A 22,770-nucleotide genomic window follows, 5' to 3' on the forward strand; every position below is an offset into this window, starting at 1 on the left:
CGCGCGATGCGCGACAGGCGCCCCGCAAGAGAAACCCTAGGCGTCTTTCACCACGTCGGGACTCGTCGCACGCGATGCGCGATAGGCATCGGCCTCCTTGGAGACGCGTTCGAGCAGCTCGGATGTATCGACGCCCTCGACTTGCGCGACCGTTTCCACCGTCTGCATGGCGACCGCCCTCAGGTACGCGCACGCGCTGTCCCCCGGCTGCTCGAGGTCTATCTCCTCGCCGCCCTCCCGGGCAAAGCCGACCGCCATCACAAAGCCCATGATGCCCGAGACCAGAAAGCCCACCGCAAAGCTCGAATCTGCCTTGAGCTCTTCTCCGTCGGGGTGGACGATCTCTCTCACGCGGTCGATGATGATCGTATGGATGCCCTGCACGACCTGCTCGGCGGCACCCGCCCTCATGGTGATGACGATGCGCCGCAGCAGGCAGCGGACGTCGCGCCGGTCGAACGCCGAAAGGTCGCCCTCGCTCGAAAAATGCCAGAGGGCATCGGTAATGAGCTCGTTATCCTGCAGCAGCTGGGCTATGGCGATGGCGACGAGTTCATCGAAATCGTGAAAATAGTAGTAAAACGTTCCGCGATTGCACTGGGCGGCGCGGGTCACCTCGCCAACCGACAGCTCGAAGATGCTGTTATTCTCGATGAGCTCCCAAAACGCCTCGATGATACGGGTGCGTGCATCGGGCGCATCGGCGTCCTTACGCGGTCTCGCCATGCGCCTCACCGCACCCCTGCGCCTTGGCGTTCATGATGAGCATCTGAAGACGGTTCTCCACGTTGGCGAAGCTCACGTCGGGATCGTAGTCGAGCGGCAGGAACTGCGCCGTGGGATACTGCTCCTTGAGCGCATGGATGAGCCCGCGCCCCACGACATGGTTGGGCAGACACCCGAACGGCTGCAGGATCACGAAGTTGCGGCAGCCGCGCTTGGCGTGCTCGAGAATCTCCGCCGGAATCAGCACGCCCTCGCCCGCATCGAACGTATGGTGCAGGATCTTATCGCTCGCGCGCACGAGCTCGGGCATGCGCGTCGGCGGCTCGTAGAGCGGGCTCGCCGCGCCCAGGCGGTCGCAACGGTCGTGCGCGAGCTCGAACAGGTTGTCCGCCGTGGCGTACCAGGCCTTTTCGGGCAGCGACAGGTCGACGTGGAACTCGCGCGACTGCGCATGCTTGTAGAAATAGGTCTTGCGGATCACGTCGGTCATGCGCGCCTCGATGACCTCGAGCCCGTTGTCCTCGAGGTAGCGCTCGATCTCGTGGTTGGCGCCGAGATGGAAATTGAGCAGGTACTCGCCCACGATGAGAACGGTCGGATGCGGGTTCGAGCGGTCGTACGGAACGGCGTCCATGATCGCAAGCGCGCGTTTGAAGCCCGTCGCCTGGCCTCTCAGCCCGGAGCGCTCCATGCCCTCGATAACCTCATCGAGCGCGCGGTCGAACGCAGCGTCCGCCGCGCCCTTCTCGAGCTCGTAGGGACGGATGCGCCTAAGCATGGCCTCGAGGGCATCGATCATGGGAAGACCGTAGGCGATCTGGATGCTCGGGCCAAGGCCGAGCTTGAAGCCCGGATGCGCATTGTGGGCATCGACGTCGTCGTTGGTGAGCACCGGGACATAGTCGTATCCCGCGTCGTCGAGCGCGCGGCGCAGCAGGGGCATGTAGTGCGTCAGGCGGCAGTCGCCGATATACTTGCCAGTCACCACGGCGACGTCGTGCGGGTCGTACTTACCGCTCTCGAGTGCCGCGAGCGCCTCGCCGATCACGATTTGCGCGGGGAAGCAGATGTCGTTGTGCACATAGCGTTTGCCCAGGCAGATGGCATCCTCGCGCCCGATATCAAGGGCCTCGGCGCGCACGCCCTGATTGCGCATCGCCGCGGTCATGAGCCTGCAGAACGCATGGGAGGTGTTGGGGACCAGCGCGATCTTGTCGTGCCGGTCGCGCTTGGTGTACTTGACCTTATACGGGTCGTCGAGCGGATGGACCGCGTGCACCCGGGCGCCCTCGGCACGCTCCTCCGCGCGACGACGGTTGACCGACTCGATAAACGAACGCACGCGAATGCCCATGGGACCGGCGACGTCGCTCTCATCGAGCTTGATCATCATCGGAACCTTGGAGCCCATCTCGCCCATCATGCGCGCGATCTCGTCGGTGAGATACGCATCGTGGCCGCAGCCGAAGCTGCCCATCTGCACGAGCTCGAGCTCGGGCGTCGATGCGACGATGACCGCGCACGACAGCATGCGCGCATGGTAGTTGTTCACGATGTCGATGCGGCTGTTGGAAAGATCGACGTTGCAGACCCCCGGCACCGCATCGGGCGTCAGCACGGGGATGCCGCGCTCAGAGAAGAGCTTGGGCAGCCCGTGGTTGACCAGCGGGTCGTTGTGGTACGGGCGCGAAGCGATCACCACCGCGTAGCCGCCGTCCTCGCGCACGTTCTCGAGCACCTGCCTGCCGCGCAGCTGCAGCTGGTTCTCAAACGTCTCCTGCGCGCGGTCCGCCTGCTCGGTCGCCTTGGCAACCAGGTCGGCATCGATATCGAAGGTCTCCTTGCACCACGCCTTGAGCTGGCGGTTTCGGTCGCCCTCGTCGTACCAGTGGAACAGCGGCGTATCGAACGGAACGCCGAAACGCTCCTCCGGGTTATCGGAATTGCGCATCACGTAGGGGTATCCCTTTACGACGGCGCACATCCACTCGCTGGTAGAGGCGGTGTTTTCGGTGGGCACCGTCGTGATGATGGGCATGAAGATGCGGTCGACGCCGGCGTCGACGAGATTGCGGATGTGCCCGTGGACGAGCTTGGCCGGGAAGCACACGGTGTCGGATGTGACGTGCGCCAGACCGCGCTCGTACATCGCCTTGGTGCTGCGTCCCGAGACGCGCACCTTAAAGCCGAGCGTGCTGAAGAACGTCGACCAGAACGGCATGGTGTCCCAGAACTCGAGCACACGGGGAATGCCGATCGTGACATCGCGCCCCCCGCTGACGGGAACCGTGGGGTACGACTCGAACAGCAGCTTCTCGCGGTCGACAAAGAGATTGGGGGCAGCCGCGGTCCGGTCGCGCCCCGTGCCGGGTGCCTGTGCCTCGCAAGCACCCTGCGGACGCAGCTCCTCCGCCGCGGGAACCTCGCGCACGAGCTCATCCCATGAGATGGCGCCGCCGCGCGGGCAGCGATTGCCCGTGACGTAAAGCGAGCCGTCGCCAAATGCCACGACCGCGCGCTGGCAGCGGTTGTTGCACCGACGGCAGGTAACGCCGCCGAACTCGCGATGCTCGAAGCGCTCCACGGCATCGAGCCCGATAAACGACGTGCCGGCGTCGCCCTTGCGGCATTCCTCGCGCGCGAGCAGGGCGATACCGATAGCGCCCATCAGCCCCGGGTGGGGCGCACGCGTGACGGGTTTGCCCAGATACTGCTCGAATGCGCGCAGCACCGCGTCGTTTCGGAACGTGCCGCCCTGGACAACGACTTTGTCGCCCAGACGGTTGAGATTTGAAACGCGAATGACCTTGGTGAACACGTTCTCGATAATCGAACGGCAGAGACCGGCCATGATGTCGCCCGGACCCTTACCGCGCCGCTGCTCGGAAACGACGCTGCTGTTCATGAACACCGTGCAGCGGCTGCCGAGAACGGCGGGGGCTTTGGACGAAAATGCCTCGGTCGCGATATCCTCAACGGCTATTCCGAGGTTTTTGGCAAAACCCTCGAGGAACGAGCCGCAGCCCGCAGAGCACGCCTCGTTGACGACGATATCGGTCAGCACGCCGTGGTTGAGCCAGATGGCCTTCATATCCTGTCCGCCGATGTCGAGCACGAAGGTCGCATCGGGAACGCATGCGCACGCGGCGCGGGCGTGCGCGACCGTCTCGACCGTATGGTAGTCGGCGTGGAACGCGCGCGCGAAAAGCTCCTCGCCGTATCCCGTGGTGCCCACGGCATCGATCGCAAGCGTGACTCCCGCTGTCTCCCAGCGGTTCTTCAAGCTGACAAGACCCTGTTGGGCGACGTCGAGCGGTCTGCCGTTATTAGACGCGTAGAACGAATCGACAAGCTCACCCGCCTCATCGACCAGGGCGAACTTGGTCGTCGTGCTCCCCGAATCGATACCGAGCGCCACACGCACCGTCTCTCCGGGCGCATACGCATCCGGACCCTTTGCCGGCGTCTCTTTGCCATGGCGTGCCGTAAAATCCGCCTGCTCGGCAGGTGTGGCAAAAAAGGGCTGGGCAAGACGTCCCTCCCCGCTTGCGGGCGCGACCGTCTCGAGCTTATCCAGCCGGACAAAAGCGTCGGGAAGGTCGATCGGTTGGGACGATGCGAACATGTCGGTCAGCGACAGGGCGGCACCGCGCGCGACCATGATCTGCGGATCGCGCGGGACGATAACCTGATCGTCCGATAGATTCAGTTGCTCCCGGAACACGCGGACCAGCGTGGGGTTGTAGGCGAGCGTACCGCCCTCGAAGATTACCGGCGGCTCGATGTCGATACCCTGGGCCAGACCGCCGATCGTTTGGCGGGCGACCGCGTGAAGCGCCGAAAGCGCCAGGTCGGTGGTAGGAATGCCCTCGTTGAGCAGCGGCTGGATATCGGTCTTTGCGTACACGCCGCAGCGGCCCGAGACCTCGTGGACGGTCGTTCCCCGGCTTGCGAGCTGCTCGAACTCGCCCGATTCGGTGCCGACCCCCATGAGCTTTGCCATCTCGTCGATAAATGCACCGGTACCGCCTGCGCACGAGCCGTTCATGCGCATGTCGGCAACCTCGATGTCTCCCTTATCGTTGGTGCGGAAGAAGATCATCTTGGCGTCTTGGCCGCCCAGCTCGATGGCGCAGCGCGTCTGCGGATAGAACCTGCTGATCGCGAGCGCGTTGGCGACCACCTCCTGAACGTACGAGGCGCCCAGCGCGGTCGCGATATCGCGCGCACCCGAGCCGGTCACCGCAACGCGCAGCGACTCATGGGGAAAGCGCTCGGCGAGCTCGCCGAGCATGGCGCGCACGCTCGCTGTCTGACACGCCCCGTGGCGGCGATATCCCCACCACGCCTCGGTCATATCCTCGTGCATCGCGTAAACTTTGGTCGTCGTCGACCCTACGTCCAGTCCTACTAGCAACGCCATAATGCTCCGTCTCTCGCATTTTTCCTGCTAGAGATATACCACTCTACGTAATACAACAGTCTGTTGTATTTAAACTCCGTATAAAAAGCGGCTGCCGAAACGCTTCAGCAGCCGCCGAATGCACCAACAGATTGTTCTGCGCGCTAGCACGTCGGGCAACGGAGCAGCACGGGCCCTCCGGTCATGCGCACCGCTCACGCCCGCGATGTCGCCGAGAGAGCTATCCACGCTTAGGGCTCCAACCAAGCAAGTCGCCCGCGCTCAGCAGATCCCTAAGCGAGCTACTCGCACTCAGGAGCCATAGCCTGCTCCAAGAGCTCGGCATGCTCCTCCTCGAAAACCGTCCCCACAGGGAAGGCGCGACGGAAGACGAAGTGGGAAATCGGACCGGCTACCAAAAGGTTCCACGGCAGCGCCATCACAAAATTATGCGGGATGTTGATCATCCAGATCGCGGGCACGGAATACAGGTTCGCAAGGATGCCGCCGGGCATGTGCGTCAGACCCTCGCAGGCACCGTACAGCGACATGATGATGACCATGGGAACGACCATGCAGGAGCTGACGGCGAGCGTCATGGCAAGTGGCGAGCTCTTGCCCGGCGTGACCAAGTACTTAAAGGCGAAACCCTTGGCGAGCGGGCTGGCGACGAACCAGTCGCAGCACATGGCAAAAACGTAGGCAACGGGGAAGCCGAGCCACGCGGCGGCAACAACCTCGCCGTTGATGGCCCCATGCTGCAGGGCAACGTTGTAGATGCTCATCCAGAGCACCATGCAAAAGCACATGATAAAGGTGAACAGCAGGCTCTCTCGTTTGTTGATAGGCATAAAGGGCAAAATCCTTTCTGTGTTACGCCGCGGCACCACGCAACAAAAACGGGCGGGCAAGATGGAGCTGTTGGGACTTCATCTCGCCCGCCCGCGATACGTGCGTCTGCGACTACTTATGTGGTGGAACTACCCTAACACGAACGGCGCGCGCTTCGTAAGCGTTGAGTTTATGAAGATGCAGGGCACCAATAATCCCCCGACCCCATAAGTTGCGGTGGAATACGGGCTGTTTTGACCCTTTAAGCAGCAATTCAGTCCCTATTTCACCGCAACTCATTTGGTGCAAAGCAACCTGTCCCCCTTGTACCAATTAGCTGGTGTGGCGCCAGCGAGGGTCGGTGAGCGTACGCGCCACACCCAGCCCAACGGGCAGAAACGCTACGATGAGCACTGCGCGCACAAACCAGCCGAGCATATTGACTGTGTCGAAGGTGCACATGTAATACATAGAGCGATAGAGATACAGACCGGGCACCATAATGACAATCGAAGGCACCGTGAGAGCGATGCGCGGGTAGGTGAGCTTGACTTCGGCCAAGCTTGCCAGCAGGCCCGATACCAGCGCGCCGATAAACGCTGCTGCCTCGGGAGGCATTCCCGCGCTGAGGCCCAGGAAGGGAATCATCGTCGGCGCATCGACAAGGGTCAGACGCAGGGTATTGGACACGGCGCCGATCAACCCAGCTGCCGCGGCCATCTTTACCGGGCTGTTGAACATCACCGAGAAGCCGAATACGCCAACGAAGCTCATCACCACGCGCAGGAGCGTAAGAGCAAGCGGAGAAAGGCCGAGCGGCGCAAAGTCGTCCGGCGCCAGGCCAACACACTCGGCAACCATCCAACCTACGAGCGTCGCCATCACAATAATCGATACGGCATATGAAAGGCGCTCGATACCGCTTCGCATGTCGAGCTTAGCGATGTCGAGGCCTGCCGTAATGAGTGGAAAGCCGGGAATCACAAAGAGCATGGCGCCGATATAGCCTTCTTGGTGCGACATTGCCCCCGGTATGACCTGGCCAAGGCCGAGCAATGCCAGCAGATACGAAACGCAAGCGAGCGCAACGCCGGTCGTCAGCGCGCTGAACTGACCAAGGCCTTGCCTGAGAATATGGGAGCGGGCAAAGTTGCCGACACCCGCGCCCACGAACGCGCATGCCATCTCAATAGGACCGCCGCCGAGCAAAAAGACGAAGGCGCCGCAAGCACAGGCTGCCGCAAGGCCCTGTTGCCAGGGAGAGTAATCGGGCTTTGAGCTCTCAACGGTCCTGAGCATCTCGTGATACTCGTGTACCGTGAAGCGACGACCATAGGTCTCGATTTCCTTGAGGAAACTCTCCATCATCCAAATGCGATGGGTATTGACTCCCGTTGTGGGCAGGCTGACAACCTCGTTAAAGCAGTGGCCATCTTCGATGCAGGTACACTCAAACGATAGGAGACTCAAGTCGACGTGGATGGTGACACCGAGTACGGCGGCGACTCGATTCATGGTATCGCGTACACGCCAGGCACCCGTTCCGCTCGCGAGCATAAGCATACCGGTGCGGCAGATGATGGATGATTTATCGGTGAGCGGCGCATCGACGGCAAGTTCATCGCCTGCCGTCACGATCTGGTGCCAGTCAGTTTTCATATGGAGCGCGCCGGCACGAACGCCGTGGTGCATGGGGGCTCTCGAAAGCAGCGAGTTAAGGCGCGAAGACTGTGGGGACTCCGTTGATTCGTCCTCAACCTCATCAGTCTCTTCATCGACCAGATCAAAGGAATCAAGCGGCGCTGGCTCGCGGCGGTCGATCAGCTCCTCGTCCTCATCATCAAAGTAATTGAACTGATCGAGCATGTCCTCTTCGATTGCGCGCTCGCTCGCATCGTCCATCCCGGTGCTCCCTTCCTATCGACTAACCCCCATCCTAGACAGCGACGGCTAAAGGAAACATAAAAGAGACGGCTGTCATGCGAGCCATGTTCGCAATAGCCATTGGGTAGTCGTTTAAGAACGTCCCCAACGACTAGTCGTTTAAGAACGTCCCCAACGACTACTCCGACAACGTCGATGTATTGGCAACGCCAGCGAGCGGGTCGCATTTGTGACAAGGTGACGTGAAACGAAAGGGCGCTGACCTTCTGGTCGCGCCCTTGAAGTTGAACGTCAGATTGTCCAAATGCGGCCCGCGCAGCGTCGAGCCGTTACGCGGTTCGTAGAACCGCGTAACTAGTTAGTACATCTTTGCGCCGGCAGGGATGGAAGCGTCGAGCTGAATCAGGTTGAGGCGCTCCTCGCCCTCTTCCTCGTGGATGGCGCTGATGAGCATGCCGCAGCTGGGGATACCCATCATCTTGCGCGGAGGCAGGTTGGTGATGGCGAGCAGGGTCTTGCCGACCAGGTCCTCGGGCTCGTAGTAATCGTGAATACCGGAGAGGATGGTGCGGTCGGTGCCGGTGCCGTCATCGAGCGTAAAGTTCAGCAGCTTCTTGGACTTCTTGACGGCCTCGCATGCCTTGACCTTCACGGCGCGGAAGTCGCTCTTGGAGAAGGTATCAAAGTCGACGAACTCCTCAAACAGCGGCTCGACGGCAATCTTGGAGTAGTCGAGCGTGGGCTTGAGCGGCTTGACGAAGGGGCTCGCGGTGTTGCCGGCCTCGGCAGCCTTGGCAGCGGCGGCACCGGACTGGAAACCCTTCTCGGGCTTCATGTGCGGGAACAGCAGGACGTCGCGGATAGAAGCCTGGTTGGTGAGCAGCATGACCACGCGGTCGATACCAATGCCAATGCCGCCCGCGGGAGGCATACCGTATTCGAGGGCGCGCACGTAGTCCTCGTCATACTCCATGGCCTCATCGTCGCCGCCGGCCTTCTCGGCCATCTGGGCAGCGAAGCGCTCAGCCTGGTCGACCGGGTCGTTGAGCTCGGAGAATGCGTTGGCGTACTCGTGGCCGGCGATGACCAACTCAAAGCGATGGGTCAGGCGCGGGTCATCCTCAAAGCGCTTGGCAAGCGGGCTAACCTCGATGGGGTAATCGCACACGAAGGTGGGGTTGACGATGGTGTCCTCGCCCAGCTCGTCATAGATCTCGGCGATGATCTTGCCGGCGGTCCACTCGGGCTTGATCTCCAGGCCCTTCTCGCGCGCGGCGGCAGCAAGCTCCTCGACCGGCGTGTCGATGGTGACCTGCTTGCCGAGCACGTCGGAGACAATGTCGGTCATGGGACGGCTTGCCCACTCACCGGACAGATCGATGGTCTGACCCTGGTACTCAATAACCTCGGGGTTGCCGATAGCCTTGTTAGCGGCCTTAATGACACCCTGGGCGAGTGCCTTCATGCCCTCGAGGTCGGAGAAGGCACGGTAGGCCTCCATCGTAGTGAACTCGGGGTTGTGGGTAAGGTCCATGCCCTCGTTACGGAAGATGCGGCCGATCTCGAACACGCGCTCAAAGCCGCCGACGATGCAGCGCTTGAGGTGCAGCTCGGTGGCGATACGCAGGTAGCACTCCTGATCGAGCGCATTGAAGTGCGTGATGAACGGCTTAGCCGTAGCGCCACCCTGAATGGTCTGCAGGATGGGGGTCTCAACCTCCATGTAGCCATCGGACTCCATAAAGCGGCGGAACGTGGAGAGGATCTGCGAGCGCTTGCGGAAGGTCTCACGAACGTCGTCGTTGGCGATGAGGTCGACATAGCGCTGACGATAGCGGGTCTCCTTGTCGGAGAGGCCGTGGAACTTCTCGGGCAGCGGGCGAACGGCCTTGGACAGCAGCGTCGCGCTCTTGGGGGCAACGGAAAGCTGGCCGCGCTTGGTGCGCACGACCACGCCGGTCACGCCCAGGATATCGCCCAGGTCGAGGGCCTTGAGCGTATTCCAGGCGGCCTCGTCCATATCGTTGATGCGGCAGAACAGCTGAATCTCGGCAGTCGCATCGCGCACGACGATGAACATGATCTTGCCCTGACCGCGCTTGGCGACCACGCGGCCGGCGATCTTCACGACGTCCTCGGTGTCCTCGCCATCGGCAAGCTCGGCGTACTTAGCCTCGATATCGGCGACGTAGTCCTCAAGCTCAGAGTGCTCGGGATAGGGGTTCTGGCCCGCCTCGAACAGGGCGGCGCGCTTGGCCAGGCGGGTGGCGCGCTCGTCGTTGAGCGTCGATGCCTGATCGGCGGCGTTCTGGTTCTCTGCCATAGTTAGCTCCTCAAACTAAAACGCTCCCCAGGATTCGGTCCCAGGGAGCGAAAACACACCTTTACGCGGGACCGTGGTCTAGCGTGCGATCTTGGCGATGGTGTAGACGCGAGTCTTGCCGGAAGGCGTAACGACCTCGACGGAATCGCCCTCGCCATGACCGATGATGGCGTGGCCGACCGGAGACTCGTTGGAGATCTTGTGCTCGAGCGAGTTGGTCTCGGTGGTACCGACAAGCGTGACCTCGATGAGCTCACCGTTGGGGTCGACCAGGGTAACAGTCGAGCCAATGGAGACGGTCAGGTCGCCCGTGCTGGCAGCGATCTGAGCGTTGGCGAGGATGGCCTGGATCTCGGCGATACGAGCGGCGTTCTGGGCCTGCTTGTCCTTGGCGGCATCGTACTCGGAGTTCTCCGAAAGGTCGCCGAACGCGCGGGCTTCCTTGATGTCCTCGACGATCTCCTTGGCGTAATCGCCCTCACGCCAAGCGAGCTCCTCGACGAGCTTCTGGCGGCCCTCAGCGGTCAGTACGATCTGGCTTGCGTCCATACGGATATCTCCCCAACTATGATGTAACGATCAACTGTCAACAAAAACGAAAAAGACCGGCTAGCCTGCGGGCAAGCCGGTCAGGTGCTCACCCCAAAGGGATGGGACTACTCTGCGTCCGCGTCGCTGTCCTCTGCCTTCTTTTGCTTGGCAGCAGCGAGCTTGGCCTCGAGCTCTGCGATCTCCTTGTCCTCCTTGGACTCCTCGACCACAACCTCCTCGGCCTGCTTGGTTTCGCCCTTATCGTCGCCCTCCATACCCTCGCGGATATTCTTGACGGTAGAGCCGAGGGACTTACCGAGCTTCGGCAGGTTCTTGGGCCCAAAGATAATCAGGACAACGACGAGAATAATGATGAGCTCAGGAGCCCTCAGTCCAAACATGTAGACCTCCACAATACAGCGAGACAAGCTCGAATGAGTATACCGCGGGTATCGCGGTATCACAACAATAGCTAAAAAAAGGGACCGCAAGAAGCGGTCCCTCCTCATGCTCTGGTCGGGTTGACTGGATTTGAACCAGCGACCCCTGCGTCCCGAACGCAGTGCTCTACCAAACTGAGCCACAACCCGTTAGCTCGATTATAGTAACAAAGATTTCCGTCGTGTGCCAGAGAAATTTTTACTTCTTTGGCGCTTCGATGCGAACCGTGTCGGAAACGAGCTCCGTTGCATAAGCCCACCAGCCGTTTTGTTGAGCGGCTGCCGCAAGATTGACTGCCGTGGTGGCAGTATCGCAAATGGCAAACGAGCAGGCACCCGAACCGCACACGTTTGCGGCAATGGTACCGTCCTGTGAACGAAGCCAGTCGAGCACCGTTTGAATCCGCGGCTCCATCTGCGCGGAAATGACACCCAGGTTGTTGTGGACGAGCGCGTAGGCCGCCTCTGCGTCTCCCGAGCGAAGGGCAGATGCAATCGCTCCGGGCTTGTCCGCAGGCGCTGGGGTCTCGTCAAAACGTCGATAGGCTTCAATTGTTGAAACGCTTGCCTCGCGCGGCTTGACCAGCACGACGGGTGTCGCGGGTAGTGCGGGGTACTCGGTTGCCAGCACGTCTCCCCCACCCACGTAAAATGCAGGGCTGGCATGCAAAAAGAAGGGAACGTCGGCGCCAATGCCGCGCGCGATGTTGTCCAACGCAGAATCGGCACGGTCGATGCCCCAACTCTCTGCCAAGGCGACAATGACCGCCGCGGCATCCGTCGAAGGACCGCCCAGGCCGGCACACAACGGGATGCGCTTCTCGATCGTGATGCAGACATTGGCTTCGCGACCATAATGCTTGGCCATAGCAGCGGCCGCACGATACGCCGTATTCTTTTGCATGGGAAAATCGGATGCCGGAATCGTCTGGACGGTCAGTGCCTGTGCCGGCGTAACCGTAACGGTATCGACAAGACCGACGGCTGCCATCAGGGAATCGACCTTATGGTAGCCGCGGTCGTCGCGCTCGGTATGAACCCCCAGATAGAGGTTGATCTTTGCCGGCGCGGAAAGGGTCAGGGACCAATCGGTCACCGCTAGTGCTCCTCGAGCTGATTGCCGAGCGGGGTAAAAATGTGCTCGCCGCTCTCGGGGTCGAACAGCTCGACCTGGCCGGTGAGAACATCAATATACTGGTAGGACTGACGCGACTTGCGGCCACGGCGCTCGTCGACCTCGACGATAAAGACCGCCGGATGGACGCTCTTGATGGTGCCCATGCGCTCGACGACGCGGGTGCGGCCCATGTTGGCCTTCACCTTAACGCGATCGCCCACCATATCGGTCAGCTTCTCGTGGATGTCGTCGACGTGATTGACTTCCATCTCTTCCATGAACAGGGCCTCCAGAAGGTGCAATTCAAAAAGGGGATAATACCCCTAAGATAGACAAAACTCTAATACTATAGCACCCTATTGTGGCCATACGCAAGTGGCTAAAAAGCCCCGTCCCAAATTGACTACTTACAGGCTATCGGTGTCCAAGACGATGGTGAATGGACCGTCATTGACGAGGTCCACCTTCATGTCGGCGCCGAAGATGCCATGTGCTACGTGCTCGACGTCCTCGCGCACAAGCGTCAGGAAGTACTCGTAGAGCTCGTTGGCGACATCGGGGGCGCCGGCATCCGTAAACGATGGACGGCGGCCGTGACGGCAATCGGCGAACAGCGTGAACTGCGACACCACGAGAACCTCGCCGTCGACATCGGCAAGTGCCAGGTTGGTCTTGCCGTTCTCGTCCTCGTTAATGCGCAAGCCCCGGAGCTTGCCCCACAGCTTATCGGCCTCAGCGCGCGTGTCGCCGTGACCCACGCCCAGCAGTACCAGATAGCCGCGCCCAATTTTGCCCACGCACTCGCCGTCGACCGTCACGCCGGCGTTGAGCACGCGCTGCACCACCGCACGCACGGCCTACTCCTCGCCCGTCAGTTTGGCGGATAGGTGCTCGAGCGCATGGAATCGATGGCTGATGGCGTTCTTCTCGTCCGCCGTCAACTCGGCCATGGTCTTGCCCGGCGTGTCGACCGGCAGGAACAGCGGGTCGTAGCCAAAGCCGTGATCGCCGCGACCCTCGTGTGCGATAACGCCCTCGCAGGCGCCCTCACCATAGGTGACCAAACCGTCCGTGTCGATGAGCGCGACGACGCTCATAAAGCGCGCAGTGCGGTCCTCGTCGGCCACGCCCTCCAGATTCACGAGCAGTTTGGCATTGTTGGCGGCATCGTCGCCGTGAACGCCCGCGTAGCGCGCGCTATACACACCGGGCTCACCATCCAGCGCGTCAACGACCAGGCCCGAATCGTCGGCAATGGCCATGAGCCCCGTCTCTTCGACGGCAGCCTGCGCCTTGATGATGGCGTTCTCCAAAAACGTCGTACCGTTTTCCTCGGGGTCCTCAAAATCGCCCAGCTGACCGAGCGCCACAAAGCGAACCTCGGGCATAACCTTGCCCAAAATGGCCTCGATCTCGGTGAGCTTATGAGCGTTGCCCGTTGCCACGACGATGGTCGCCGCCGGGTCGAGGGTGTCGATGTCGATCTTCTCAAGTGCCATGAGTGGCCTCCTTTGTCTCTATAGCAATGCCGAGTTGAGGACGACGAGGACCTCGGCCTCTCTCCCCTCTCAATCAACGGCAGCCTTATGCTTTGGCGTTTCCGCAGATAAAACCTGCCAAAATAAACCTGTCCCTTTTTGGCAGGTTAGGCGAGGGCTTGGCGCTGGAGTTCAATGAGCTCGGCGATGCCCTTGTCGCCCAAATCGAGCAAGGCATTGAGGCGCTTGCGGTCGAAGGGCGCCTGCTCGCCAGTGCCCTGGAGCTCGATCATCTCACTGGTATCGGTGGCGACAAGGTTCATGTCGACCTCGGCGTGACTGTCCTCGGAATAATCCAGGTCGAGCAGGGTGTTGCCGTCGACAACGCCCATGGAAATCGCGGCGACCTGACCCGTGAGCGGAATGCGCTCGAGCTTACCCGCCTCGACCCACATGGCAAGGGCGTCGTGCAGCGCCACCCAGGCGCCGGTAATGCTCGCCGTTCGCGTGCCGCCGTCTGCCTGAATCACGTCGCAGTCGACGGTAACGGTGTACTCGCCGAGTGCCTTCATGTTGACGACGGTACGCAGGCTGCGACCGATGAGGCGCTCGATCTCCATGGAGCGGCCCTTGCGGTTGGCATGCTCGCGCTTGCAGCGCTTGCCGGTCGATGCCGGCAGCATGGCGTACTCCGCCGTTACCCAACCGGCCTTGGCGCCCTTGCGCCAGCCCGGCACGCCCTCCTCGATGGTGGCAGCGCACAGCACGCGCGTATCGCCAAACTCGGCCAGGCACGAACCGTGGGCGTGCTTCATGACGCCGCGGGTAAGCTTGATGGGACGCAGCTCATCGGCGGCGCGGCCGTTGGCGCGATTGACCTGCATATACTCCATAGAAAAATCCTTTCGGCAAAAGGTGAAAGTGAGCCTTTGGTCGGTGACCTTATATCTATTTCAGTTCGTCGATATCGATATGCTCAATGCTCTTGAGCGGCTGGCCAAAGATAAAGCTGCCCGCCACCGCAAACTCGGCAATGTTATCGGCCGTCGTTGCAAAACGATGCTGCGGCTCGGCAGCGTCGCCCGCCAGCTGCTCGCGGCGCGTGAGAATATCGGTCAGCTCGCGCGTGGTCTCCTCGGCGGAGCTCACCACGCGCACTCCGGGACCCAGCGCATGGCGAATAGGCCCCACGAGCAGCGGAAAATGCGTGCAGCCGAGCACCACGGTATCGATACCGCGATCGCGCAGCGGCTCAACCGTGGCGCCCACCAGCGCACGCACGGCAGGCGTATCGAAGATATCCTCGTTCTCGAGCCACTGCTCTTGCAGATGTGCGCCCGAGGCGAGCTCGTGCTCAACGACCTCGACAAAGCTCGAGGCAGGGCAGCCGTATACGTCGACGCCGGCATCCAGGTCCTGAATGGCACGCGTATAAGCGCCTGAGCGAATGGTGAGGTTGGTGGCGAGCACGCCCACCCGGCGCGTGCGGGTGCTGTTGATTGCCGCGCGTGCGCCCGGTGCGATCACACCGATGACGGGGACGTCGAGCACCTGCTGGGCCAAACGCAAGGCCGCAGCGGTCGCCGTATTGCAGGCGATGACCATGATCTTGACGTCGTGCTTCGACAGCCAACGGCCCGCCTGCAGTGCAAACGAGCGCACCTCGTCCTCGGTGCGGGTGCCGTAGGGGCAGCGCTTGGTGTCGCCAAAGTAGTAGACGGACTCATGCGGCAACGCCGTCGCAATCGCGCGCGCAACCGTCAGACCGCCCAGGCCCGAGTCGAACACACCGATCGGGCGCGTGTCACCAGCCAGATTCTCAATATCGGACATGACCTCACCAGATTCTCTCTCGAAAAGATATGGCTCAGAACGATAGGGCCGCGCTACGAACGAGCCGCGACGAGCAGCTCTGCCGTTGCCGCCCAGCCGTCGACAATCTTGCCACGCGTGACGTAGGCGTTATCGCAAGCATCCAGGAACTCGGGCGCGCCGGCGCTGGTCAAACCGTTCTCGACCAGGCAGAACGTGCCCACGTGGTCAGCCATGTAGAAGTCGGACTCAGAATCGCCGAGCGCCAGCGTCTCCTCGCGCTCGATACCCAGGTGCTCGCAGAAACGTGCGATGGCAACGCCCTTGTTGAGGCCGGCGGGATTGATGTTAAACGCGCGGCCATCCTCGACGCGTTCGAGCTCGAGCGTCGTCGGCTTGGACAGATGCGTCAGGTGACCGTTGCAGGCCCAGACCAGGCCGCAGCCGGCCTCGTCAAGAATGGCCTGGACCTCGTCGTCGGGCACATCACCGCGCATGCCGACGGTGACCTCGCGGTACTTGTAGCCAGTCGACATGTCGTTGTGGTACTCGATCTTATGCGGCCAGCGGGCGAGAATCTTCTCGCACACGCCGGTCTGCTCGATCACCTGATGCGGCGTGAGGCCGCAGGCGGGGTCGTAGGGCATATCGCCGGTCAGATACTCCCAATCGTTGGCCTTGAGATCATACATGACCAGGCCGCCCATCTCGCCGATGTAGGAGTTGAGGCCGAGCACGCGCGCATCCTCGTGGATCATGGTGCGGTTGCGGCCCGAGGTGGGGACCACCTGGATGCCGGCGCGGGCAAGTGCCACGACGGCCTCGACGAGCTTGGTCGAGGGGTTGCCGTCGTTGTCGCGCAGCACGCACGAGCCGGGCGCGAGCATGGTGGCGTCCAGATCGGTAAAGACGTACTTAACCTTGGCAAGACGCTCGCGCATCTCGCCCGAAAGCTCAGCGACGGTCGGCAGGGTATTGTGGGACATGGTCACTCCATTACGTAGAAGGGGCTTCTGGTCTTAGGCGTCGTACGCCGCAAGGGTGCGCTTGAGAATCGAACCGTCGCGCTCACAAGGCTCGGGTCCGTTCTTGCGCAGCATACGCTCTTCCTCGCCCTTACCGGTCACGATGACCACGGCAGGACGGACAGTTTCGCGCACGGCAGTCTCGATAGCGGCAACGCGATCAGTCACGATTTGCCAGTTATCATTTCCCTGCGCTTGAACGTTGCGCGCGATCTCGGCGCAAATATCCTCGACATCCTCGGGGCCGGGGTCATCCTCGGTAATCACGATTCGGTCGGCATACTTGCCAGCGGCGATGCCCATCGTGGTGCGTCGATCGACACCCTTACCGCCCGTGGCGCCAAATACAACCGCCAGCTCGCGCTCGGGATAGTTCTCGCGCAGGTCACGCAGGAGTGTCTCGAGGCTCATGCCGTTATGTGCAAAATCGACGATACCCAAGATTTTGCCCGATACGGACGGATAGAGCTCCATACGGCCGGGAACGAAGACGCCCTCAAAGCCGTGGACGATACCCTCTTCGGAAATGCCCAGGGCCTCGGCGCAGGCAATAGCGGCAAGCGCGTTGGACACATTGAACTTAACCGGCGTGGGAATCACAATGTCGCGCGTAAAGCGGGGCGTGCGCACCGTTGCCACCACGCCGCAGTCACCATTGCGAATCGCCAGCGCAAGCACGTCGGCACGCTCGTCGGTCAGGGAGAACGTCACCGTACGTTCGCAACGAGATGCCGCCTCGAGCACACGATCGACCTTATCCATATCGAGATTGACCACGGCAAAACGGCTCTGCGAGAAGATTTTGAGCTTGCTGGCAAAGTAATCCTCGAGCGTCGGATGCTCAATCGGCGAAATGTGATCCTCGCCGATATTGGTAAAGGCGCCGACTTCAAAGGCGATCTTGCCTGTGCGCTCGTATTTGAGGCCCTGGCTCGATGCCTCCATAACCAGCCACGGGGCACCCGCCTCCGCAGCATGTGCGATGCGAGACTGCAGCAGAAAGGATTCGGGGGTCGTCAGCTTGGAAGGACCCGCCTCGATGCCGTCGTCGAACTCAATGCCCGTATTAAGAGCGGGTCGATGACAGCCCGTAAGCTTGGCCTCGTTGGCGAGAATGCCGCGCAGATAAAAGCTGCAGGTCGACTTGCCCTTGGTGCCTGTAAAGGCGCAGACCTTCACCTTACCCGACGGGTGCCCATAAAAGGCATCTGCCACCACGGCGAGCGTGCGACGAATATCGCTCACAATCACCGCGGGAAGATCAACATCGTAATCGACCTCGGAAACGTAGGCCACGGCGCCATCGGAGATTGCCGAAAGCAGGTACTCTCGTTTAAACGCGCGGCCCTTGCAGACAAACAACGTGCCCGGACGCACCTGGCGCGAGTCGTCAGTCGCAAACTCAATGCGCTGGTCGCACGAAGCGCTCGGTTTGGAAAGAACAAGGTCATCTTCCTCGAGCAACTCTATATAGCGCATCAGAGTTAGCTTCTCTTGTGTCGGACTCGACATACAAAGACCTCTCTCGCTAAATTCAGCCTTAAAGGGCAAAAGACGTCCCGCGGCAGAAACGATGAAACATTCTGTATTATCAACCATCCTAATATGCCACCTGGCCTTGCGCGCACTGCAGCCTTCTAAAAAATTGCATGGACTGCGTCGTGAGTTAATAAATGACAACAGTGTTCACCCCGCGTAAAAACAAGGAAATCTGGGTGCTATTCTTTATCCAAATGTCTTGATGTGCCTCATTGACTCACAATGCCGACCCATCATGCCCAAGCAAAGGATTCCAGATGAAACGACACTTCGAACGTCGCCACCGCTCGTCACGCGTCCAGTTGACCCGGCGCATCGTCTGCGCCTTCGCGACGGTCGTTGTGGCCCTTGCCACCATCATCGGTGCGAGCGGCTGTTCGTCCTCCCAGAACGCCTCGAGCACCTACACACTCGTCGAGCATGGCAAGCTCACCGTCGCAAGTGACTTGGCCACACCCCCGTTTGAATACGTCAACGATTCCGGCGAAGACCAGGGCTTTACCTATGAACTCATGGGCATGATCGCAGACGAGCTCGGTCTGGAGCTCAACTACTTGCCGGCGCAAAAGTTCGACGGCATTATCCCCATGGTCAAACAGGGTGTAAAGACCGATGTCGGCGCATGTAACATCACGATTACCGACGAGCGCAAGGAAGAGGTCGACTTCACCGACCCCTATATCGACTCCAATCAGGGCGTCGCAGTTGCAAAGAACACTGGATACGACACGGTCGATAGCCTCAACGCACCGGGCGTCAAAATTGCCGTGCAGTCGGGCACCACGTCCGAGGAGTGGGCAATCGAGAACCTGCCGCAGGCAACCACCGTCAACTTTGACGACTGGACGGCAGCCTTCACCGCCGTCATGAGTGGTCAGTGCCAGGCGGTCGTATGCGACCTGCCCGTTGAGCAGTGGATGGTTTCGAACTCCTTTACCGGTATGGAGATCATCAAAGAGGTTCCGACGGGCGAGCAGTTTGGCATTGCCGTCTCTAAAGACAACCCCGAGCTGACACAGGCCATCAACGATGCCCTTGCCAAGATCAAGAGCTCCGGCGCCTATGACAAACTGTACGAGAAGTGGTTTGGCATGGCACCCACGAGCGGGTCCGATAACGAGGATGCCTCGAGCTCAGAGGACGCGACGGGCGCTTCACTCGCCGTCACCTCGGCGACCGCCAAGTCAAACGAAGACGGCGGCAACGGCGTGCTCGGCGGCATCGCAACCCGCCTGACCTGGGAAGCGACAACGGGTAGCGACGAGGGCGACGTTTCGCAAATTGAGCTTGAGCTGCCCGAGGGCGGATCGTTTGAGAGCACCGATGCTAAGGTCACGCTGCTCGACGGACTGAACCAGACGGGTGTCAAGGCATCGTGCTCGCTGGACGGCTCAAAGCTCGTCATCAAGTTCGCCGATCCCGTCGCTGCCGGCTCGCAGATTCGCGCTGTCGTCCCCGACGTCGTATTCCCGAGCAACGCGGGTGCCTATGCCGTCACCGGCAGCTATGTCGCCGACGGCGACAAGCGAGATCTTCCCGAGAGCCCCACCATCAGCGTCTCGGAGAGCACCATGGTGCAAGAAATCGTCGCCTGGCTCGATGCCCAGCCTTGGGTTGCCACGTGGAACTCCAACCCGTTTTTGGGCATGTTCTGCAAGCCGCAGATTATCGTCACCTCAATCGCCTCGCTCTTTAAGGGCTGGGGCATAGCACTTGCCGTGACCGCCATCGGTTTTCCGCTCGCCATCCCCATCGGCTTGCTGTTTGCCTTTATGAAAATCAGTCATAGTCGTATGCTGCGCGGCATCGCCGTGACATACATCAACGTCCTGCGCGGGACCCCGCTCTTCCTGCAGATCTACATTGCGTTCTTTGGGTTCCCTATGATCGGTCTCAACGTGCCCAATCTGCCGCTCGGCGTTGGCGTGCTCGCCATCAACTGTTCGGCCTATCTTGCCGAGATTTTCCGTGCCGGCATCGAGAGCGTACCGCATGGTCAAGCGGAAGCTGCCTACTCGCTTGGCATGACTTGGTCCCAAGTTATGTCGCGCATCGTGGTCCCGCAGGCTGTACGTTACGTTATACCGACTATGACCAGCGAGTTCGTTATGCTGTACAAGGACACGTCGCTGCTTTCGAGCGTTGGCGTCATGGAGCTCATGCTGTTCTCCAAAAACCTCACGGCCACCACGGGCAACATTACGCCCTACATTTGCGCCGCACTTTACTATCTGGTCGTGACGATTCCGCTCATCCACATCGTCACCAAGGTGGAGCACCGTCTCGCCGAGCGCAGCAAGCGTTAACCGCTCATACATAGCATTCGCAACCACGGCCCGACGCTTCGTCTGAAGATCAGGCGTGGTTTTTTCGGTTCGCTCGGCGCTTATGCCCTATCACGAAACAAAAGATTGGCATGATAGTAAAGATTATTTGACATCAGCTGCCGCAATCCTTGCGGCAGTACACCTGAGCCGTCAGCAGAAAGGATCTTGCATGTGCGGTTTTGTCGGTTTTACCGGTACAGATGAACAGAGTGAGCTGGTTCTCACGGCCATGATGAATCGCATCATCCACCGTGGTCCCGATATGGGCGGCCAGCATATCGTTGACAACGTTGCCCTTGGCTTCCGTCGTCTTTCGATTCTCGATCTTTCCGAAGCTGGAGCTCAGCCCATGTCGAGCGACGACGGCAAGGTCACGATTGTCTTCAACGGAGAGATCTACAACTTCCAGGAGCTTCGCGCCGAGCTGGAGGCAGCCGGCTACGCCTTCCACTGCAACGCCGATACCGAGGTCCTGGTACACGGTTACGAGGAGTGGGGCGAGGACCTGGTCAACCGCCTGCGCGGCATGTACGCGTTCGTGATTCACGACCAGAACAAGAACAAACTCTTTGGCGCTCGTGACATCTTTGGTATCAAGCCGTTCTATTACTACCAGGCATCCGATGGCTCGCTGCTGTTTGGCTCCGAGATCAAGAGCTTCCTGGACCATCCCAAGTTTGAGAAGGCCGTCAACCACGACGCGCTGCGCCCCTACCTGACGCTGCAATTCCCCGCCACGGAGGAGACCTTCTTTAAGGGCGTGTTCAAGCTTGCCCCGGCGCATTGCTTTACGTATGACCTGACGACCAACACCATGGACATCAAGCGTTACTGGAGCTGTGACTTCACCGACGACAACTCCAAGACCTTCGAGGAGTACGTGGACGAGTGCGACAAGGTCGTGCACGAAAGCGTCGCTGCACACCGAATCGCCGATGTTAAGGTGGGCTCGTTTCTTTCTGGCGGCGTGGACTCCAGCTACATTGCCGCCTGTCTCATGCCCGACACCACGTATTCTGTCGGCTTCGATTACAAGAACTTCAACGAGACCAACTACGCTGCCGAGCTTTCCGACAAGCTGGGCATCAAGAACGTGCGCAAGATGATTACCGCCGACGAGTTCTTCGATGCACTGCCCGATATCCAGTATCACATGGACGAGCCGCAATCGAACCTGTCCAGCGTGCCGCTGTACTATCTGGCGCAGATGGCTTCCGAGGAGGTCACCGTCGTCCTTTCGGGCGAGGGTGCCGACGAGCTGTTTGCCGGCTACGAGTGGTACGAGGACACCCCCGAGATGCGCTCCTTTAAGAAGCGCGTGCCGCTCGGCGTACGTCGCGCCCTGGGCTCGCTCGTTCAGCATCTCCCCTACTTTAAGGGCCACAACTTCCTGACGAAATGCGCCGAGGTTCCCGAGCGCTGGTATGTGGGTCAGGCAAAGGTGTTCGATCCCTCCGAGGTCGACGAGGTGCTCAAGCCCGCTTATGACACCGGCAAGAACGCCGCCGAAATGTGCGCCGAGTACTACAAGCAGGTTCCCAACTGCTGCGAGCTTTCCAAGAAACAGTATCTGGATATGAACATGTGGCTACCGGGCGATATCCTGCTCAAGGCAGACAAGATGTGCATGGCGCATTCTCTGGAGCTTCGCGTCCCGTTCCTGGACAAGAAGGTCATGGAGTTTGCCGAGCACATTCCCGCCAACTACCGTGTTAACGAAGAAGGCTGCAAGCTCGTTCTGCGTCACGCTGCCAACCGCACGCTGCCCGACGAGTGGGCAACGCGCAAGAAGGTGGGCTTCCCCGTACCGGTCAAGTTCTGGCTGCGCGAGCAAAAGTACTACGACTACGTAAAGGAATACTTCACCGCACCGTGGGCTGCCGATTTCTTTGACACCGATGCGCTCATGAAACTGCTTGACGATCACTTTGAGGGTCGCGCGCTCAACCAGCGCAAGATCTATACCACGTTGACGTTCCTCATCTGGTACAAGCGCTTCTTTATCGACGAGGACAAGGGCGCCGAAGTCGCCGCGTAAGTTTCGTTATGAATTAGCGGTGAACAGCACGGGGTTTCCGCTATACTCAATCCCTGCGGGCGATTGGCGCAACGGTTAGCGCAGGTGCTTTACACGCACAAGGCTGGGGGTTCGAATCCCTCATCGCCCACCACTTGATTGAAAAGGCTCCCAGCGACGGTGGCCTTTCCTAATATGAGAAAGCCATTGTCAATAGGCATGTTCGTTCGAGCCCGGTTTGAAACCGGGCTTTTTCGTTTCCCGTCGGGAGGGCCCGCGCACGCTGCATGGCTTAGTCGACGCTTGCCTGGCAAGCTA

General features: G+C 60.4%; 17 protein-coding genes and 2 tRNA genes. 3 read left to right on the top strand and 16 right to left on the bottom strand.

All coding sequences use genetic code 11. The annotated features are described in order from the left end of the window. Positions 1-36: 36 nt before the first annotated feature. The 16 genes from AAAX59_RS07095 to AAAX59_RS07170 all read right to left on the bottom strand — a co-directional run bounded on the left by AAAX59_RS07095 (position 37) and on the right by AAAX59_RS07170 (position 18,048). A complete protein-coding gene (locus AAAX59_RS07095; RefSeq protein WP_055309426.1) occupies positions 37-726 on the bottom strand; it encodes a TetR/AcrR family transcriptional regulator in 690 nt (229 codons plus the stop codon). Further along, positions 710-5,149 carry an acyl-CoA dehydratase activase gene (locus AAAX59_RS07100; RefSeq protein ID WP_349071270.1) on the bottom strand — a complete coding sequence of 1,480 codons (4,440 nt, stop codon included), beginning with the start codon at positions 5,147-5,149 and terminating at the stop codon, positions 710-712. Before AAAX59_RS07100 ends, AAAX59_RS07095 begins: the two co-directional genes overlap by 17 nt. 281 nt (positions 5,150-5,430) lie before the next feature. After that, positions 5,431-5,979: a hypothetical protein gene (locus tag AAAX59_RS07105; protein WP_055250338.1), complete on the bottom strand. Its 549-nt coding sequence runs from the start codon at positions 5,977-5,979 to the stop codon at positions 5,431-5,433. A gap of 313 nt (positions 5,980-6,292) precedes the next feature. Beyond that, on the bottom strand, positions 6,293-7,861 hold the full coding sequence (locus tag AAAX59_RS07110) for a threonine/serine exporter family protein (RefSeq protein WP_349071271.1): 1,569 nt from the start codon (positions 7,859-7,861) through the stop codon (positions 6,293-6,295). A 340-nt stretch (positions 7,862-8,201) separates the two neighbouring features. After that, the gene (gene lysS / locus AAAX59_RS07115) at positions 8,202-10,166 is read right to left on the bottom strand and encodes a lysine--tRNA ligase (protein ID WP_349071272.1); all 1,965 of its coding nucleotides are present in this window, start codon (positions 10,164-10,166) and stop codon (positions 8,202-8,204) included. Between the two features lie 78 nt (positions 10,167-10,244). Continuing rightward, positions 10,245-10,715: a transcription elongation factor GreA gene (gene greA / locus AAAX59_RS07120; protein WP_117820769.1), complete on the bottom strand. Its 471-nt coding sequence runs from the start codon at positions 10,713-10,715 to the stop codon at positions 10,245-10,247. 107 nt (positions 10,716-10,822) lie between these two features. After that, complete coding sequence (gene tatA / locus AAAX59_RS07125) at positions 10,823-11,098, bottom strand: twin-arginine translocase TatA/TatE family subunit (RefSeq protein ID WP_195444097.1); 276 nt, start codon at positions 11,096-11,098, stop codon at positions 10,823-10,825. A 112-nt stretch (positions 11,099-11,210) separates the two neighbouring features. Continuing rightward, positions 11,211-11,287 (bottom strand) — tRNA-Pro (locus AAAX59_RS07130). Positions 11,288-11,336: 49 nt separating this feature from the next. Next, positions 11,337-12,233 carry a 4-(cytidine 5'-diphospho)-2-C-methyl-D-erythritol kinase gene (ispE, locus tag AAAX59_RS07135; RefSeq protein WP_349071273.1) on the bottom strand — a complete coding sequence of 299 codons (897 nt, stop codon included), beginning with the start codon at positions 12,231-12,233 and terminating at the stop codon, positions 11,337-11,339. A 2-nt stretch (positions 12,234-12,235) separates the two neighbouring features. Beyond that, entirely contained in the window at positions 12,236-12,532 is a 297-nt protein-coding gene (locus AAAX59_RS07140; RefSeq protein ID WP_006234957.1) for a Veg family protein, read from the bottom strand. A gap of 129 nt (positions 12,533-12,661) precedes the next feature. Continuing rightward, positions 12,662-13,108: a D-aminoacyl-tRNA deacylase gene (gene dtd / locus AAAX59_RS07145; RefSeq protein ID WP_138374740.1), complete on the bottom strand. Its 447-nt coding sequence runs from the start codon at positions 13,106-13,108 to the stop codon at positions 12,662-12,664. A gap of 3 nt (positions 13,109-13,111) precedes the next feature. Beyond that, positions 13,112-13,753, bottom strand: coding sequence for an RdgB/HAM1 family non-canonical purine NTP pyrophosphatase (gene rdgB, locus AAAX59_RS07150; protein ID WP_022094898.1), 642 nt, complete (start codon positions 13,751-13,753; stop codon positions 13,112-13,114). A 146-nt stretch (positions 13,754-13,899) separates the two neighbouring features. After that, positions 13,900-14,625, bottom strand: coding sequence for a ribonuclease PH (gene rph, locus AAAX59_RS07155; RefSeq protein ID WP_349071274.1), 726 nt, complete (start codon positions 14,623-14,625; stop codon positions 13,900-13,902). 55 nt (positions 14,626-14,680) lie between these two features. Then, positions 14,681-15,565 (bottom strand): glutamate racemase, encoded by an 885-nt coding sequence (murI, locus tag AAAX59_RS07160; protein WP_349071275.1) that lies wholly within the window; start codon positions 15,563-15,565, stop codon positions 14,681-14,683. Between the two features lie 53 nt (positions 15,566-15,618). Next, positions 15,619-16,530, bottom strand: coding sequence for an HAD family hydrolase (locus tag AAAX59_RS07165; protein WP_138374737.1), 912 nt, complete (start codon positions 16,528-16,530; stop codon positions 15,619-15,621). A gap of 33 nt (positions 16,531-16,563) precedes the next feature. Then, entirely contained in the window at positions 16,564-18,048 is a 1,485-nt protein-coding gene (locus AAAX59_RS07170; RefSeq protein WP_349071276.1) for a UDP-N-acetylmuramoyl-L-alanyl-D-glutamate--2,6-diaminopimelate ligase, read from the bottom strand. Between the two features lie 317 nt (positions 18,049-18,365). On the opposite strand from AAAX59_RS07170, the gene AAAX59_RS07175 reads away from it, so the two are divergent. The 3 genes from AAAX59_RS07175 (at position 18,366) to AAAX59_RS07185 (ending at position 22,606) form a co-directional block, all read left to right on the top strand. Continuing rightward, positions 18,366-20,414, top strand: a complete 2,049-nt coding sequence (locus AAAX59_RS07175; protein WP_349071277.1) for an ABC transporter permease subunit — start codon at positions 18,366-18,368, stop codon at positions 20,412-20,414. 190 nt (positions 20,415-20,604) lie between these two features. Next, positions 20,605-22,473, top strand: coding sequence for an asparagine synthase (glutamine-hydrolyzing) (asnB, locus tag AAAX59_RS07180; RefSeq protein WP_035137562.1), 1,869 nt, complete (start codon positions 20,605-20,607; stop codon positions 22,471-22,473). A gap of 57 nt (positions 22,474-22,530) precedes the next feature. Continuing rightward, a tRNA-Val gene (locus tag AAAX59_RS07185) sits at positions 22,531-22,606 on the top strand. Positions 22,607-22,770 lie beyond the last annotated feature (164 nt).

Origin of the sequence: Collinsella sp. CLA-ER-H2 (genome assembly GCF_040092405.1) — a bacterium.
GTDB lineage: Bacteria > Actinomycetota > Coriobacteriia > Coriobacteriales > Coriobacteriaceae > Collinsella.